This is a genomic window from Tabrizicola sp. YIM 78059 (assembly GCF_004959785.1).
GTDB lineage: Bacteria > Pseudomonadota > Alphaproteobacteria > Rhodobacterales > Rhodobacteraceae > Tabrizicola > Tabrizicola caldifontis.
Map to the genome: position 1 here is coordinate 1 of NZ_SJZH01000025.1, position 16014 is coordinate 16014.

Consider the following 16014-nt stretch of genomic DNA (forward strand, 5'->3'; position numbering starts at 1 on the left):
CGCGCCGCCTCCTACACCATCACCCGGGGCACTATCCTCGAACAGTTCGCGATCAGCAACTAGCGCAGCGAATAATGCGAGTGCCTGCTCCGGCACAGCCCATGAACCGCATCAGATCGGTGGCCGAGAAGAGGATTCTGTCGCCAAGGTTCCTCATGGTCGCCCTGAAATCGGAAATGAGCGCAACCCGAAGCGGAATCGTCTCGTCAGGTCGCAGGTTCTTCAATGATCGTCCGGGGTGTCAATTATTTACGGGCTCGGCGCGCCAACAAATCGGCGCGCCCCCGCTGAACCTTGCACAGGTTCAGGCGCACGACACATCATCCTCGCGCACGATCCGCAGGCTCTTCGGCGCGATCAGCGAGGGCGGTTTGCCTTTGGCGCCCATGCGCAGCGAAAAGCCGCGCTCCACCAATGCTGCCGCCTCGTCCAGCGTCCGGACATAGGTCGCGTGTTCGGCGTGATGCCTGTGCTTGCCATGCGCCGGATCGGCAAGCTGATAGCCCTTCGAGGTCAAGACAGGTTCCTCGACACAACCGCCCCGCGGTGAAACCCGTTCGATCCTGATGACAGATCCTGCCATTGCTTTCCCCTTTCATGCTCTGGTGCGCCTGCCGGGCCAAGGAACTGGTGATGGAAATCACTCGGGAATCGGCTCGACAGGACGCAGCAACCTTCCTAGCCTGCAGGGGTGACAATCTCTGACAGGCTTGCGAGGGTGCATGTCCTTTTCCAAGGCTCGGGATTTGATCCGGCTGGCGCAAATGGCCGCCGCACGGCGCGGCGGCGTCAGTCTGCAGGACATCTCCACGGAGTTCGGCGTCTCGCACCGAACCGCGCAACGCATGACGGATGCGCTCGAGGGAATCTTCGGGAACGTCGAATTTGCTGATGGCGAAGACCGCAAGCGACGCTGGCGGCTGGTCGGGTCCGACCTTTCGCAGCTGCAGCTTCGCCATGAAACCGGCGTCGAGGCGCTGGAAATCGCTGCCCGGACGGCCGAGTCTGAGGGACGGCTGCGCCACGCCAGGGCCTTGAACGACCTGCGCGATGGCATGCTCGCGCGGGTTCCCGCCCGGGCGCGAATCGAGGCGGATGCCGAGGCGGTGCTGATGGCCATGGGCCAGGTCACCCGGCCGGGGCCGAAGGTGAGCCTTCAGCCGGACATCCTGGATGCCATCATCGAATCCCTGCGCGGCCCCTTCCGTCTGCGGGTGCGCTACAATCGGGACGCCGCGCCCCGCATTCTGGAACCGCACGGGGTGCTGCTGGGCCACCGGAACTATCTTGCCGCCCGCGATCCGGCCAAGGCCGACGAGGTGCGCAACTTCCGCATCGACCTGATCCACGAGGCAGAGACGCTCAACGAAAGCTTCGCGCTGCAGGACGGCTTCACCATCGCCGATTACGCCGCCCAGGCGTTCGGCGTCTGGCAGGATCCGGCGCAATATGGCGAGGTGATCTGGCGCTTTGCCCCCGAGGCCGCCGATCGCGCCGCGGGCTTCCGGTTTCATCCGCGGCAGGTGCTGGAACCGCAGCAGGACGGCAGCCTGATTGTGCGGTTCCACGCGGCCGGGTGGCTAGAGATGGCCTGGCACCTTTACCAATGGGGCGACAAGGTCGAAGTCATTGCCCCCCAAGCGCTGCGCGACATGGTCGAAGGCCATCGCCGGTCAGACTTTGCCGCCATGCCGTGACCGGATTTCCAGAGGACGCATTTCCATGCCTGAGACCCTGACCTTTGCCGCGCTGAAGAAAAAACAACGCTCCATTCGCACGGGTTTTCCCGAGAACATGGGCCTGCGTGTCCACCGCGCCATCAGCTGGATCGGTCGGGCCGAAGCCTGCGAGGGGGACCACGACGCCCGCTTCATCTTCTTATGGATCGCATTCAACGCCGCCTATGCCGATGAGCGCGAGTTCCAGTCGATGCCTCAGGGCGAGCGCGCGGCCTTCCTCGACTACTTCGGAAGGCTGACCGCACTTGATGCCGAACGGCGCATCTACAGGGCCATCTGGCAGCGCTTTTCGGGGCCGGTGCGGTTGCTTTTGGAAAACCGCTATGTCTTCAATCCCTTCTGGCAGCACCATAACGGGATCGTCGGCTTCGAGGATTGGGAGGATCGCTTCAAGGCGTCTGCGCGGGCCTTTGCGAACGCGTTCCAGACAGGCGACAGCGCGCGCGTCCTGAGCTTCGTGTTCGACCGCCTCTATGTCCTGCGCAATCAGCTTGTGCATGGCGGTGCAACCTGGAACAGTAGCATCAACCGCGCCCAGGTGCGCGACGGGGCTGCTATCCTTGGCTTCCTGCTGCCGATCTTCGTGGACATCATGATGGACAACCCCACCGCCGACTGGGGCCGCCCGTTCTATCCAGTCGTTCGGTAAGAACTCTGTCTGCCGGGCCAGCCACGCCGGTTGCCAGCCCTTTCTTCGCAAAAGATCTTGGCACCCCAGGCGATTTCTCATCAACTCGCGGCCGGCGGCAGCCAAGGCAGGTTGTCGGCCGGCATCGTCAGGATGATGCGCGGGCGCACCTGACCCATGCGGCGCTGGGCGGTCTGCACAGGGACACGCAGCTTCGGGTCGCCAAAGCTGGGTGGCGGCCCGCCCGTCACTGCGCCGCAGCGATCGAGAGCGCCGCACGCATTTCGGCAACTGCCTCGTCGATCCGTTCCGGGTGGCGCAGAAGGCTGCCTCCCAGCAGATAGACCACATCCTCGCCATACATGGCCTGCATGTCGGCAGCACGGGCGACGCTCATCCCGCCGCCGGGGCTGGGCAGCATGGGGGCGCCGGGGCCTTCCGGGGTGCGGCAGGCATCGGCGATCTGGCGGCATTCGTCGGCGGTAAAGCCGAAGCGTCCGCCCACGTTCGGAAAGACCGAGATGTCCGAGCCCGCCAGCCGCTGGATCGTGCCGAACAGCACGCCATGGTCGATCCCGTTGTCGGGGGCCAGCACATAGGGGCCGAGGAACGAGGGATGCGTCATCACCGGCAGGTCAAGCGCCGCATCGCGGGCGATCCTGTGCACTAGGCCGAAGCCGAACAGCCCCGGCATCACCAGAACGCCATCCGCCCCGGCCTCTTTCAGGAACCGCAGGTTGTCCTCGATTTCCTCCGGCCGGCCCGAGAGGTTGGGGAAGTAGAGCGTCCGCCGTCCGGTTTCGGCGCGGGCCTTGCGCATGGCGTCGCAGACGGCCTCGACACGCGCGCGGAACGGGGCGGTCGGCTGGCCGGCAAGACCGTGGTCTTCCTTCACGATGTCGGCCCCGCCCCGGACGCAGCCCGCCGCCAGCCTTGCGAAATCGGCCGGCGCAAGGCCCATCGGCTTCAGCACCGGCGCGATCATGCCGCCGGTGGCCCTCCCGCAGCGGGCGCGGATCCCGGCGATGCCGAAGCGGGGGCCGGGCAGGCGGCGGGCCATCTCGGCCCCGATCTCGATGCCGGTCACGCGGATGCCCTGCTGGATCGAGGAATTGCCGAAGACCACGTTCAGGAACTGGGTGAACTCCTCGCCCGCACTGTCGGGGGAATAGCTGACGCGGGCCTGCCAGACGCCCTCGGCCAGCGCCCCGATTTCCTCGACCCGGCCGAGGATCTCGTCCTCGACATAGCCCGCGGGCACCACGTTGCGCGGGATTTCCACCGTCTGCTCCAGCGCGATGCCTTGCGCGCGCGCCGTGGCCTCGTCGCGGGAGGCGGCGCGCAGCCGGTAGGTGACGGTGAACCGCGCCATTCAGAGCGCCTCGGCCTTGACGGCGGAATGGACGGCGTCGATCCGCACGGCCTCGAGCGCGCTTTCGTCGATCCCGGTCGTCTGGCCGGTCAGCCGCTCGATCGCGCGCACCAGCGCCAGCGCGTCCATCCCGTAATAGCGCATCAGATAGGGGCGCGAGCCACCGTGGGCATAGGTGTCCTGAAGCCCCAGCCGGATCAGCCGGCGGGCAAGGCCGGCCTCGGCCAGCACCTCGGCCACCATCGACCCGATGCCACCCGCGACCAGATGGTTTTCCAGCGTGACGACCCCGTGGCGCACGCTTGCGGCATGATCGACGATCTGGGCCGCATCGAAGGGTTTCAGCGTGTTCAGGTGCAGATGCCGCACCGAGACCCCCGCGCGGGCCAGCGCGCCCCGGGCGCGGATCGCCTCTTCCGTGGTGATGCCGGCGGTGACGACCAGAACGTCGTCGCCTTCCGACAGCACCCGCATCCGCCCGATCCGCAAGGGCGTGTCGAAGAGCCGGGGCACCGCGCCCCGCAGGATGCGGCAGTAGACCGGGCCATCGACCGTATCGGCCTCGGCCACGATGCTTTCGACCTCGGTCGCGTCGCCGGCTTCCAGCACGGTCATGTTCGGGATCGTGCGCATGACCGAGATGTCCTCGATCGCCTGATGCGTCATGCCGCCGGGCGTGGTGACGCCGGGCAGGAAGCCCATCAGCCGCACCTTGCGGCGCGGATAGGCGACGCTGGCCATCAGCTGGTCATAGGGCCGGCGGTAGAGGAAGACGCCGAAGGAATGCAGGAAGGGCCGGAACCCGGCGAGGCCCAGGCCACCGGCGAAGGACAGCATGTTCTGTTCGGCCATGCCGAGCGACAGGAACTGGTCCGGGTGGCGGTCGCGGAAGCCGTCGATCTCGCAACTGGAAGTGAGGTCGGCCGACAGGCACAGGACCTCGGGGTGCTGCACGGCATAGGCCTCGAAGGCGCTCGCGTAGGGGCGGTTGACCATGTCCATCAGTGCGTCTCCAGAGCGATTGGCGCGACGCCCAGTTCGGCGGCAATTTCGGCGTTCATGCGGGCACGCTCCTCCTCGGACTTGAAGCGGACGTAGTGCAGGCGGGGAAAGCGGGACATCAGGCTTTCCATGCCTTGCGTGGGCCGGGAGTGGGCCAGCACGATCAGCGGTCGGCCGGGATGGGGCGTCGCGGCGGCGGCGCGCATCGCGGCGAGGTCATGGGCGTCGCACTCGGCCACCACGGCGCCGAAATCGCGGAACTTGGTGGCGATGTCGCCCACCGTCATCACGTCATCCATCGCGCCGTCGCATTGCTGGCGGTTCACGTCCATGATCGCCCAGAGATTGTCGATCCCGTGATGGGCGGCGGCCTGCACGGCCTCCCAGGTCTGGCCTTCCTGCACCTCGCCGTCGGACATGAAGACGCAGACCCGGCCGGTATGGCCCAGCCGCTTGCGCCCGAAGGCAAGGCCCGCGGCGGTGGAGAGCCCGATGCCCAGCGTGCCGTTGTGCACCTCCATCCCCGGCGAGTGTTCTGCCCCGATCATTTCGACCGAGGAGCCGTCCTTGTTGAACATCTCCAGCCCCTCGGGCGCCATGCGGCCGACCTCGATCAGGCAGGCATAGGCGACAAGGGCATAATGCGCGGGCGCGATGAATAGCCGGTCGTGCACGGCGTCGAAGGGGCCGTTGTAGCCCGCGCCGGTGACATAGCCGGGGTTGGACGCCGAAGGCACGCCCGAGAAGGGCGGCGGCACCAGCGGCATGGTCGAGGGACCAAGGTTCAGCGCCTCGTTGTAGAGGAAGGCCAGCTGTTCGGCGGCCGAACAGGCCTGGCTCAGATAGCCGCCGTTGTTGCGGATCGTGTGCTCGAAGACGCGGGCACGGATGCCGCGGGCGACCTCTTCGGTGGATTTCTCGTTGCGCAAGGGCTTCTCCGGTCGTCTTTGGGTGGGGCGGGCCAGAGCGGTCCGCCCCGAGGGGGCCGTCAGCGCGGCGGCAGTTTCATCCAGGGCGTCATCGCCACATCGGCATGGGCGAAGGCGGGCAGCTTGGCGCCCAGCTCCTCCATGTTCTTGATGTCGAGATCATTCAGCATCTTCTGGGTGATAAGCGTCGGCGGCACGATGACCTGCGCGCCGGGATCCTCGCCCGCCAGCAGCATCGCCAGCGCCCGGACCGAAACCTCGCCCACCACGGCGGGGTTGGTTGCGGCCGTCGCCTTCCAGGCCGAGCCGGGTTCCCGCATCAGCGCGATGTCGGCGGTCGAGATGTCGGCGGAATAGATCGAGACCTGGCCGGACATGCCCGCCTCGTCCACGGCGATCTTGACGCCCTTGGCGAATTCGTCATAGGGCGCGAACATCACTTGGATGTTCGGATTGGCCGACAGGACCGCGCGCGCCTGATTAGCGACCGAATTGGCGATGGGGTTGTCCAGGGTGCCGAACATCGCGACTTCCTGGATGCCCGGATTGGCGGCCTTGACGGCCTTCCAGGTTTCGTCGCGGCGATCCAGCGGCGCGATGCCGGGGACATAGACATAGCCCGCGACCCATTCGGTGCCGTTGTCGGCAATCGCCGCTTCCAGCGCCAGCCGCGCAAGGTCGCGGTCGGACTGTTCGATCTGCGGGATAGCGGGGTTCTCGACGTTCACGTCGAAGGCCACGACCTTGATGCCCGCATCCACCGCGCGCTTAGCGGCCTCCTTCATCGACTCGGTCAGGCCGTGCTGGATGATGATGCCATCGACACCCAGCGCAATTGCCTGATCCACCATGTCGGCCTGAAGGGCGGCGTCCTGCCGGCTGTCGAAGACCTGAAGGTTCACGCCCAGCGCCGCCGCCTGCTTTTCCACGCCCGAAAGATAGGCCTGGAAGAAATCGCCGGTGGACAGATAGCGCACCAGCGCAATGTTTACCTCTCCCGGCTTGTCGAAGGGCGCCGGCGCGTCCTGAGCAAGCGTCAGGGTCGGGGCCAGCGCCACGCTGGTCACAAGGGCTGCGAATGTCCGTCTGGAGATCATTGGTTCCTCCCGTTTCTCCGTGGTGTCAGGCACCGGCGGCCGCTTCTGGCGGCGGTGTGCGCCGGCATTCTATCGGCGCGCCCGGCCTACCCGACCGGACAGCGCGAAGGTGAAGACCAGCGCCACGACCAGCACGGCGCCCTTGATGAAGTCCTGCGTGTAGTAGGGCGCGTTCAGCATGGTCAGGCCCTGCAGCAGGATGCCCACGAACAGGGCTCCGATCGCGGTGCCGAAGGCGTTCGGCTTCGCCGTCCCCAGAACGGCGAAGCCGATGAGCGCGGCGGCGACCGAATCGAGCAGCAGGTTGTTGCCCGAAGCCACATCGCCCCGCCCGAGCCGGGCTGCCAGAAGGATCCCTCCGAGTGACGCCATGACGCCCGAGATCACATAGGCCAGCACCCGGTAGCCCGCGACATTGATCCCCGCCAGCGCCGCAGCCTGTGCGTTGGACCCGATCGCATACATGACCCGCCCATGGCGCGTAAGTTCCAGAAAGACCCAGGTCAGGACCGCAATCACGACCAGCACCACCACCGACAGCGGCACAAGATCGGGCAGGATGAAGTCGATCCGGTGGCGACCAAGCATCAGGAACTCTGGCGCGAAGGTGCCGGTTGCGGTGCGCCCGTCGGCCAGCACCATGCCGGTGGAAATCGAATTTCCCTGGGTGGGAATCCGTTGCAGGCCGACCAGAAGGAACATCATGCCAAGCGTCGCAAGTAGATCCGGCACACGCATCTTGACGATCAGAAGCCCGTTGATCAGACCCACTGCCGCGCCCATCAGCAGGCACAGGATGACCGCCGTCAGCGCGCCCATCTCCCAGATCACCATCACGTAGGCCGAAAGCATCATGGCCGAGGTCGCCACCGCCCCGATCGACAGGTCGAACCCGTCCACCACCAGCGTCGCAGTGACGCCCAGTGCGAGGATGCCGGTGATCGCCACCGATTGCAGGATGAAAACCGCGCTCTGCGGCGACAGGAAGGCCGGCTTCAGCACCGAAAACACCACGATCATTCCGGCCATCAGCACAAGAAAGCCGTAGCGGATCGCCAGATGGGTCGGAGAAAGGGATTTCATGCCGGTTCCTTCGTCTTTTCGGCGCTGCCCGAGACCTGAGCCATGAGGCGGGCCAGGTCGATGTTCTCGTTTCGGTGGTCGCCGACCAGGGTGTGCTCGCTCATCACCAGGATGCGGTCGGCTACCTCCAGCGCCTCGTCAAGTTCGGCGCAGAGGACGAGGGTCGCGCGGTCGGCCGCGCTGTCGCGGATGCGGCGCCCGATGTCACGGCGGGCCTGGATGTCCACGCCCTGGAAGGGTTCGTCCAGGATCAGAAGCCGACTGGCCTCGGCCATCCAACGGCCGACCACCACCTTCTGCTGGTTACCGCCCGAAAGCGTAAGGATGCCGTCGCGCGGCCCCTGGCAGACCACCCCCATCGCTGCAATGATGCGCTCCGCCGCCGCCCGTTCCGCGGCGCGGCGCATCAGGCCCAGCGGGCCGGCATGGCGCGCGGTGAACGGCAGTGTCAGGTTCTGCTGGATGTCAAACTGCGGGATAACCGAATTGATCAGCCGGTCCTTTGCTGCAAGGAACACGCCGGCAGCAACCGCTTGCCCCGCACCCTCGGGCCGATAGGGCGCGCCATCCAGCTGCATCTTGCCTTCGGCCGCCGGCTCCAGCCCATAAAGGACCGCGGCCAGCGCAGACTTGCCCGACCCCACAAGGCCGGTGATCGCCACCACCTCGTTCCGGCGCAGCACCAGGTCGAAGGGCTGTGCTTCGGGTTTCAGCCGCAGCCCGCGCGCCTCGAACATTGCCGGGCCCGGTTCGGGAATGGCAATGTCCACCTCGGTGATCTCATGGCCGAGCATCGCCCGCACAGCGCCCGAATAGTTCAGCGGCTTGCCCTCGAACAGGCCAGAGATCTGGCCATCGCGCATCGACACGATCCGGTCTGCCAGACGCCGGATGTCCGACATGCGATGCGAGATGTAGAGGATCGCCACCCCTTCGCCTTTCAGGCGGTCGATCAGCGCGAACAGCCTTTGCGCCTCGGCCAGCGACAGCGACGAGGTGGGTTCGTCCAGGATCAGAAGGCGCGGCCGGTGCGCCATGGCGCGGGCAATGGCGACAAGCTGCCTATCGGCCAGCGTCAGCCCCGCGACCGGGCGCGACACGTCGATCTCCAGCCCGACCGCATCGGCGATGCGCCGCGCCTCGGCGCGCATCCGGCGGCGCTTCAGGAACAGGCCGCCCCCTTCGGCAAGTGTGTCCAGAAGCAGGTTCGAGGCCACGTCCAGATCGGGCACAACCCCGTCGTTGATGTTCTGGTGCACCGTCACCACGCCCTGCCGCAGCGCCGCCGCAGGGCCGACCGGGACAAAGGGTTGACCATCAAGCCGCACCTCGCCGCCATCCGCCCGATGAACCCCGCAGAGGATCTTGACCAGCGTGGATTTTCCCGCGCCGTTCGCGCCCATCAGCACCGTGACCTGACCGGCCGGCAGATCCAGATCGATCCCGCGCAGCACGGCATTGCGGCCGAATGCCTTGGTGATTCCGCGAATGGTGATCGCCGCAGCCGTCATGCCTGTCCTCGCTCCCGAAAGCTACGCTACGTGCAGATCATCATTTGTCAATACTATTTGACATATGACGCAATCTTGGAAATTCTGGGGACGGAGGATCAGGAAGGGAGGATGCGGATGAGCGCCGAAACCTATGTCGCCTTGACGCCGGAAAGCCTGCCGGCGCGCCTCGGAGGGCTGGCGGCCCTGCGCGAGAAGGTGGGTCCGCCAGAGAGCTGGCAGGTGCGCGAGGTCGGAGATGGCAACCTGAACCTTGTCTTCATCGTTACAGGCGCAGCCGGCCATGCGGTGGTCAAGCAGGCCCTGCCCTATGTGCGGCTGGTCGGAGAAAGCTGGCCCCTGCCGTTGAAACGATCCTTCTTCGAATACAACGCGCTCATCCGGCAGGAGGCGCGCGATCCCGGCTCGGTTCCGGCCGTCTGGCACTTCGACGAGGTGCAGGCCATCGTGGTGATGGAATATCTGACGCCGCATGTCATCCTGCGCCAGGCGCTGATCGCGGGCCGGCAGGTAGAGGGCCTTGGTCGCAGGTTGGGCGAGTTCTGCGCCCGCACCCTGTTCCGCGGATCCGACCTGTCGATGCCGGCGGCCGAGCGCAAGGCGGATCTGGCGCTCTTCGCGGGCAATGTCGAGCTGTGCGACATCACCGAGAACCTGGTGTTCTCGGACCCCTATTTCGCGGCACCGATGAACCGGCACACGCCGGGGCTTGATGGCATCGTGGCGCGGCTGCGGTCCGACCTGTCGCTGAAAGTGGCCGCGCAGCATCTGAAGATGGCCTTCACAAGCCGGGCCGAGACCATGCTGCACGGCGACCTGCATACCGGCTCGATCATGGTGACGGATACCGAGACCCGGGTGATCGACCCGGAATTCGCCACCTATGGGCCGATGGGTTTTGACGTGGGCATGCTGATTGCCAACTTCCTGATGGCGCATTTCAGCCAGCCGGGCCATGAAACCGCGCCGGGCGAGCGCGCGGGGCAGCAGGACTGGCTTCTGTCGGTGGTCGAGACGATCTGGCGCACCTTCGTGGCCGAGTTCAGCCATCTCTGGCGGACCGAGCGGCGCGGCATCCTCTATCAGGCCAGCCTCTACGAGGATCAGGGCCACGGCCTTGCTGCCGAACAGGCGCTGGCCGATCTGATCGGGCGGATCTGGGTCGATATGCTGGGCTTCTGCGGGGTGGAGATGCACCGCCGCATCCTTGGCCTTGCCCACAACGCCGATTTCGAACGCATCGCCGACGAAGGCCGCCGCGCCGCCTGCGAGGCGAGGGCGCTGGCCATGGGCCGGCAGCTGATGCTTGGGGCGGGCGCGATCCGGGGGATCGGGGCGGTAACCGCCATGGCGCGGCGGATGGACAAGGAGGATCACCTGTGAAGATCAATGGCACGCCCTATCGCACCATCTGGCAGGATGCGGATGGCACGGTGCAGGTCATCGACCAGCGCTGGCTGCCGCACGAGCTGCGCATCGTGCCCCTGCGCGACCGGGCGGAATTCGCCACGGCGATCCGCGACATGTGGGTGCGCGGCGCGCCGCTGATCGGGGCCACCGCTGCGTGGGGCATGGCGGTGCAGATGGCCGAGGATCCCTCGGATGCCTCGCTGGCCGAGACCTGGGAGGAGCTGCACGAAACCCGCCCCACCGCGATCAACTTGCGCTGGGCACTGGACGAGATGCGCCGCCTGCTGGCCCCCCTGCCGCCGGCCGAACGCGCCCGCGCCGCCGCCACCCGCGCGGCCGAGATCTGCGACGAGGATGTGGAGATCAACCGCCGCATCGGCCTGCATGGCCTGCAGATCATCCGGGGGATCGCCGCGCGCAAGGGCGGCAAGCCGGTGAACATCCTGACGCACTGCAACGCGGGCTGGCTGGCGACGGTGGACTGGGGCACTGCCACCAGCCCGATCTACCATGCCGATGCCGAGGGCATTCCCGTCCATGTCTTCGTGGACGAGACCCGCCCCCGCAACCAGGGCGCCCAGCTGACCGCCTGGGAGCTGAACAGCCACGGCATCAGCCACGACCTGATCGTGGACAATGCCGGCGGCCATCTGATGCAGCATGGCGAGGTGGACATGGTCATCGTCGGCACCGACCGCACCACCGCGCGCGGCGACGTGTGCAACAAGATCGGCACCTACCTGAAGGCCTTGGCCGCGCGCGCGAACGGTGTGCCCTTCTACGTCGCGCTGCCGTCACCCACCATCGACTGGCGTGTGCGGGATGGGGTCAAGGAAATCCCGATCGAGGAACGCGGCGCGGGCGAGGTGACCATGGTCCAGGGCCGCGGCCCGGACGGTCGGATCGTGCATGTTCAGATCTCTCCCGACGGCACAGGGGCGCGCAACCCCGCCTTCGACGTAACCCCGGCAGAGCTGGTCACCGGCCTTCTGACCGAACGCGGGCTGTGCCCCGCGACCGAGGAAGGCATGGCCGCCATGTTCGGCGACCTGAAGGCCGCGGTTCAGAATTAGGGCCGTGACCGGCATCAGGGAGCGGAGAGGAGCGCCTCGGCGACCGAGGTGGCGGTGACCAGATGCGTGACATAGCCGCCCCGAATCGCCGCCCGCGTCGCCTCGACCTTGTCGAGGCCCGGCGTGACCAGGATCCCCATGTCCAGCCCGACCAGCCGCGCCAGCGGCACGCCGATCATCCGGTCCTCCATCGGGCCGGGAAGCTGGCGGCCCTCGGCGTCGATGAAGCGGCCGCAGATCACCCCGACCGCGCCGTGGGCGACATACCAGTCGAGGTCCGCCGGCGTGGCCAGCCCGCTGAGGACGATGTGGCTTTCCGAAGTGGCGGTGCCGACCGAGAACAAGAGCTTGTTCACCGTCTCGAGCTGGTCGAGCTGCGCTTTCAGGATAGGTTCCTCGCGCAGTTCGGCGGCAAGTTCCGCGCGGCTGAGGATCGCGGGCGCATGCAGGTTCAGACAGCGCGCGCCCAGCCGCTGGGCAAGGCGCGTCGAACAGGCTTCGGCGGTAAAGCCGTAGGGCGTGGCCATCGACCCCACCAGTTGCAGCACCGCCAGATCCTCGATCCGCGCGGGTTCGACCATCTCGGCCAGTTCATAGACCGTGCGCCCCCAGGCCACCCCCAGCCGGTCGCCCGGCGCCACCAGTTCGGGCAGCCAGTCCGCCGCCCCCCGGACCACCCGCAGGAAGCCTTCCTCGGTCGTCGTGCCTTCGTCGGGGATCACATAGGCGCCTTGCAGGCCGAAGCGGTCGTTCAGCGCCAGCGCTAGCCGGTGCGTGGTAAAGGCCGGCGCGGCCAGCGTGATGCGGATCAGCCCCTTCTCGCGCGCCTCCTGCAGGTAATTTACCACCGTCGCGCGCGAAATACCCAATGCGGCGGCGATCTCCTGCTGGTTCTGGCCGTCCTGATAATACATCCAGGCGACCTGGATGACGGCATTCTCGCCGCTGACCTGCGCCAGATTGCGCCGCCGTGTGTGACCGCTCATCCGCATTCCGCCGAATTGACCTTTGACAATACTATCTGACAAAAGTAGAAAATCCAAGCACCGGTTGCCCGACCCGCCTGAAGATCCCACCCCCGCCGGCTGGCCCAGCCATAGCAGGAGACGAAGATGCCCGCCAATCTCTGGACCGACGCCGAGGCCGAAGCCTTTCTCGCCGCCGCCGGCCCCGATCCCAGGGCACGCGATCTGGCGTTACGGGTCTATACTTCGCGCCTGATCGGGCGCGACCCGGATCTGGTGATGCACGGGGGCGGCAACACCTCGCTGAAATCCACGGCGCTGGATGTGTTCGGCGAAGAGGTCGAGGTCCTGCACATCAAGGGCTCGGGCTGGGATCTGGAGGTGATGGAAGCCCGCGGCCTGCCGGCGGTGCGGCTGGCCCCCCTGATGCGCCTGCGCAGCCTGCCCGCGCTGTCGGACGAGGCGATGGTCAATGTCCAGCGGCTGAACCTTCTGGACCCATCCGCCCCGAACCCCTCGGTCGAGACGCTGCTGCATGCCTGGATCCCGCACCGCGTGGTGGACCACACCCACGCCACCGCCTTCCTGGTGCTGGCCAACCTGCCCGAGGTGGCGGCGGTGACGCGGGAGCTTTTTGGCGACCGGCTGACGCTGGTGCCCTATGTCATGCCGGGCTTCGCACTCGCCAAGGCCGCGGCCGAGGCCTATGAGCAGAACCCCGAGGCCGAAGGTCTGCTGCTGGTCAACCACGGCCATTTCACCTGGGGGCCGGACGCGAAATCCAGCTACGACCGGATCGTGGAGCATACGAACCTGGTCGAGACCTGGCTGGCCGATCGTCGCCCCGCCCCGCTGGTGCCGGCCGCCGCCCTGCCTGTGGCCGAGGCGGCGCCGATCCTGTCCGCCCTGCGCGGAGCGCTGGCCTCGGCCCTGCCCGAGACGGCGCATCTGCCCGTGCTCGACCTGCGCGCGGGAGAGGGCGAGCGCGCCTTCTGCACCCGCCCGGACATGGAGGATCTGGCCACCCGCGGTGTCGCCACGCCCGACCATGTGATCCGCACCAAGGGCGAGGTGCTGGTGCTGCGCCGCGCGGCGCAGGAGGCTGCGGCCATGCGCACGGCCGTGGCGGCCTGGGCCGACCGCTACCGTGCCTATTTCGAGGCCCATGCTCACCTGGCGTCGGAACCGAAGAAGATGCTCGCCCCCATGCCGGGGCTGGTCTGGCTGGAAGGCGCGGGCATCGTCGGGGTGGGGGCGACGGCGACGGCGGCGCGGATCGCGGCCGACATCGGTTGCCAGTCTGCCCGCGTGCGCGCGGATGGCGAGGCGGCGGGTGGCTTCCGCCCGATCGGGGCACGCGACCTCTTCGACATGGAATACTGGTCGCTGGAACAGGCGAAACTGGGCAGCGGCAAGGCCCCGGCGCTGCAGGGCCGCGTGGTGCTGGTTACGGGGGGCGCGGGGGCCATCGGCCTGGCCACCGCCCGCGCCTTCGCCGCGCAGGGGGCAAACCTGTTCCTCGTGGACCGCCCCGGTGAGGCGCTGGACAAGGCCCTTGCCGCCTTGGGCCGCGATCACGCCGGCCACGGCTGCGACATCACCGCACCCGGCGCGGCGGCGGCAGCGGTGGCGGCCTGTGCCGCCCGCTTCGGCGGGCTGGACATCCTGGTCTCGAACGCGGGCGCCGCAGTGACAGGCGACATTGCCACACTGGACGACCGGGTGCTGCGCGACAGTTTCGAACTGAACTTCTTCGCCCATCTCGCCTTTTCCCAGGCGGCCATCGCGATCTTCCGGGCGCAGGCCGCCGGCAGGGCCGCACGCGGGGTCGAGCCGGGGCAGATCCTGTTCAACGTCTCGAAACAGGCGGTCAATCCGGGCAAGGGCTTTGCCGCCTATGGCCTGCCCAAGGCCACGACCTTCTTCCTTCTGCGCCAGCTTGCACTGGAACTCGGTGCGGAAGGCATCCGGGTGAACGGCATCAACGCCGACCGCATCCGCTCGGGCCTCCTGTCACCCGAGATGATCGCCGCACGCTCCTCCGCGCGGGGGGTGGACGAGGCGACCTACATGGCCGGCAACCTGTTGCGGGCAGAGGTAGAGGCCCGGCATGTCGCCGAAGCGTTCGTGATGCTGGCCCGCGCCGAACGGACCACGGGCCATGTCATGACCGTTGACGGCGGCAACATCGAGGCCGCACTGCGCTGAATCGTGGGCTGCCAGCCCGCAGGACGATTGCGCATCGCATTGTCGGAAGCGGCGATCGAACCAGCTCGAGTGGCAGGCTTGACGTTGCCCCCTGCGCCTGATCCAGTTTGAGGTAGACTCTGGGCCAACCGCAAGGACCAGAGATGAAGCGCAGCAGGTTTGCCGAAGACCAGATCATCGGCATTTTGAAGGAGAATGAGGCCGGGGTTTCCGTCGCCGATCTGTGCCGCAAGCACGGCGTCAGCAAAGCGACCGTCTACAAGTGGAAAGCCAAGTATGGCGGCATGGATTTCAGCGAGGCCAAGCGGCTGAAGGGTCTCGAGGACGAAAACGCCCGGCTGAAGCGGTTGCTGGCGGATGCGATGCTCGACAATGCGGCGCTGAAGGATTTCTTGGGAAAAGAGTGGTGACGCCCGCCGCGAAGCGGCAAGCGGTCGCCCATCTGGTGGCAAGTCACAAGATTAGCGAACGACGGGCGTGCCGGGTGATCGGCTGTTGCCGGATGACCATGCGCTATGAGGTGATCCACCAAGATGACCCTGTGCTGCGCGAGCGGCTGAAAGAACTGGCCAAAGCCCGGCGTCGGTTCGGCTACCGTCGGCTGCATGTGTTCCTGCGGCGCGAGGGCCATGAGGTCAATCACAAGAGGCTGTTCCGCATCTACCGCTAAGAAAAGTTGCATGTGCGCTGTCGTGGAGGGCGCAAACGTGCCATGGGAACACGGGCTCCGATGGTGCCGCCGCTGCTGCCAAACCAGCGTTGATCACTGGATTTTGTGTCGGATCAGCTGACGGATGGCCGTCGCTTCCGGATCATGACTGTGGTCGATGATTGCACGCGCGAATGCCCGTCCCTGATCTCCGACACCTCGTTGTCGGGGGCACGGGTGGCGCGTGAATTGGCATCTTGTTCGACGCCCGCAGCCAGCCCCAGACGATTGTCAGCGATAACGGGACCGAGTTCGATTGTGCCCCGCAGGGTGGTGTAAGAGCGTCGC

Annotated in this window: 13 protein-coding genes and 1 pseudogene; 6 read left to right on the forward strand and 8 right to left on the reverse strand. The window is 66.9% G+C overall.

Annotated features, from left to right (window positions below; translation table 11 throughout):
* Nucleotides 1-304: 304 nt before the first annotated feature.
* Nucleotides 305-583 carry a hypothetical protein gene (locus EZM81_RS17305; protein ID WP_136646629.1) on the reverse strand — a complete coding sequence of 93 codons (279 nt, stop codon included), beginning with the start codon at nucleotides 581-583 and terminating at the stop codon, nucleotides 305-307.
* 181 nt (nucleotides 584-764) lie between these two features.
* Between EZM81_RS17305 and EZM81_RS17310 the strand changes: the two genes are divergently transcribed.
* Both EZM81_RS17310 and EZM81_RS17315 read left to right on the forward strand, forming a co-directional pair.
* Nucleotides 765-1697 carry a YafY family protein gene (locus EZM81_RS17310; RefSeq protein ID WP_248298268.1) on the forward strand — a complete coding sequence of 311 codons (933 nt, stop codon included), beginning with the start codon at nucleotides 765-767 and terminating at the stop codon, nucleotides 1695-1697.
* Nucleotides 1698-1722: 25 nt separating this feature from the next.
* The gene (locus EZM81_RS17315; RefSeq protein WP_211195443.1) at nucleotides 1723-2388 is read left to right on the forward strand and encodes a HEPN domain-containing protein; all 666 of its coding nucleotides are present in this window, start codon (nucleotides 1723-1725) and stop codon (nucleotides 2386-2388) included.
* Nucleotides 2389-2614: 226 nt separating this feature from the next.
* Here EZM81_RS17315 and EZM81_RS17320 read toward each other — a convergent pair whose 3' ends face one another.
* The 6 genes from EZM81_RS17320 to EZM81_RS17345 all read right to left on the reverse strand — a co-directional run bounded on the left by EZM81_RS17320 (nucleotide 2615) and on the right by EZM81_RS17345 (nucleotide 9361).
* Nucleotides 2615-3739, reverse strand: a complete 1125-nt coding sequence (locus tag EZM81_RS17320; RefSeq protein WP_136646631.1) for a RuBisCO large subunit C-terminal-like domain-containing protein — start codon at nucleotides 3737-3739, stop codon at nucleotides 2615-2617.
* Nucleotides 3740-4741, reverse strand: coding sequence for a transketolase family protein (locus tag EZM81_RS17325; RefSeq protein ID WP_248298269.1), 1002 nt, complete (start codon nucleotides 4739-4741; stop codon nucleotides 3740-3742).
* Nucleotides 4741-5670: a transketolase gene (locus tag EZM81_RS17330; RefSeq protein WP_136646633.1), complete on the reverse strand. Its 930-nt coding sequence runs from the start codon at nucleotides 5668-5670 to the stop codon at nucleotides 4741-4743. Before EZM81_RS17330 ends, EZM81_RS17325 begins: the two co-directional genes overlap by 1 nt.
* A 59-nt stretch (nucleotides 5671-5729) precedes the next feature.
* A complete protein-coding gene (locus tag EZM81_RS17335) occupies nucleotides 5730-6767 on the reverse strand; it encodes a substrate-binding domain-containing protein (RefSeq protein ID WP_136646634.1) in 1038 nt (345 codons plus the stop codon).
* Between the two features lie 69 nt (nucleotides 6768-6836).
* Nucleotides 6837-7850: an ABC transporter permease gene (locus EZM81_RS17340; protein ID WP_136646635.1), complete on the reverse strand. Its 1014-nt coding sequence runs from the start codon at nucleotides 7848-7850 to the stop codon at nucleotides 6837-6839.
* Nucleotides 7847-9361, reverse strand: a complete 1515-nt coding sequence (locus tag EZM81_RS17345) for a sugar ABC transporter ATP-binding protein (RefSeq protein ID WP_136646636.1) — start codon at nucleotides 9359-9361, stop codon at nucleotides 7847-7849. The genes EZM81_RS17340 and EZM81_RS17345 overlap by 4 nt, the downstream gene beginning before the upstream one ends.
* A 117-nt stretch (nucleotides 9362-9478) precedes the next feature.
* On the opposite strand from EZM81_RS17345, the gene mtnK reads away from it, so the two are divergent.
* Nucleotides 9479-10744, forward strand: a complete 1266-nt coding sequence (mtnK, locus tag EZM81_RS17350; RefSeq protein WP_136646637.1) for an S-methyl-5-thioribose kinase — start codon at nucleotides 9479-9481, stop codon at nucleotides 10742-10744.
* Nucleotides 10741-11844 carry an S-methyl-5-thioribose-1-phosphate isomerase gene (gene mtnA, locus EZM81_RS17355; protein ID WP_136646638.1) on the forward strand — a complete coding sequence of 368 codons (1104 nt, stop codon included), beginning with the start codon at nucleotides 10741-10743 and terminating at the stop codon, nucleotides 11842-11844. The genes mtnK and mtnA overlap by 4 nt, the downstream gene beginning before the upstream one ends.
* Nucleotides 11845-11858: 14 nt before the next feature.
* On the opposite strand, the gene EZM81_RS17360 is transcribed toward mtnA, so the two are convergent.
* Complete coding sequence (locus EZM81_RS17360) at nucleotides 11859-12830, reverse strand: sugar-binding transcriptional regulator (protein ID WP_135451192.1); 972 nt, start codon at nucleotides 12828-12830, stop codon at nucleotides 11859-11861.
* A gap of 126 nt (nucleotides 12831-12956) precedes the next feature.
* Here EZM81_RS17360 and EZM81_RS17365 point away from each other — a divergent pair, with 126 nt between their 5' ends.
* Nucleotides 12957-15017 (forward strand): bifunctional aldolase/short-chain dehydrogenase, encoded by a 2061-nt coding sequence (locus EZM81_RS17365; protein WP_136646639.1) that lies wholly within the window; start codon nucleotides 12957-12959, stop codon nucleotides 15015-15017.
* A gap of 143 nt (nucleotides 15018-15160) precedes the next feature.
* A pseudogene (locus EZM81_RS17370) lies at nucleotides 15161-16014 on the forward strand (IS3 family transposase); the annotation flags it as partial.

What these genes read in the sequence shown, in the direction of transcription:
- EZM81_RS17340 (WP_136646635.1), bottom strand. Translation starts at nt 7,850, where the DNA reads ATGAAATCCCTTTCTCCGACCCATCTGGCGATCCGCTACGGCTTTCTT.
- mtnK (WP_136646637.1), top strand. Translation starts at nt 9,479, where the DNA reads ATGAGCGCCGAAACCTATGTCGCCTTGACGCCGGAAAGCCTGCCGGCG.
- EZM81_RS17325 (WP_248298269.1), bottom strand. Translation starts at nt 4,741, where the DNA reads ATGGACATGGTCAACCGCCCCTACGCGAGCGCCTTCGAGGCCTATGCC.
- EZM81_RS17310 (WP_248298268.1), top strand. Translation starts at nt 765, where the DNA reads ATGGCCGCCGCACGGCGCGGCGGCGTCAGTCTGCAGGACATCTCCACG.
- EZM81_RS17345 (WP_136646636.1), bottom strand. Translation starts at nt 9,361, where the DNA reads ATGACGGCTGCGGCGATCACCATTCGCGGAATCACCAAGGCATTCGGC.
- EZM81_RS17305 (WP_136646629.1), bottom strand. Translation starts at nt 583, where the DNA reads ATGGCAGGATCTGTCATCAGGATCGAACGGGTTTCACCGCGGGGCGGT.
- EZM81_RS17360 (WP_135451192.1), bottom strand. Translation starts at nt 12,830, where the DNA reads ATGAGCGGTCACACACGGCGGCGCAATCTGGCGCAGGTCAGCGGCGAG.
- EZM81_RS17335 (WP_136646634.1), bottom strand. Translation starts at nt 6,767, where the DNA reads ATGATCTCCAGACGGACATTCGCAGCCCTTGTGACCAGCGTGGCGCTG.
- EZM81_RS17315 (WP_211195443.1), top strand. Translation starts at nt 1,723, where the DNA reads ATGCCTGAGACCCTGACCTTTGCCGCGCTGAAGAAAAAACAACGCTCC.
- EZM81_RS17320 (WP_136646631.1), bottom strand. Translation starts at nt 3,739, where the DNA reads ATGGCGCGGTTCACCGTCACCTACCGGCTGCGCGCCGCCTCCCGCGAC.
- EZM81_RS17365 (WP_136646639.1), top strand. Translation starts at nt 12,957, where the DNA reads ATGCCCGCCAATCTCTGGACCGACGCCGAGGCCGAAGCCTTTCTCGCC.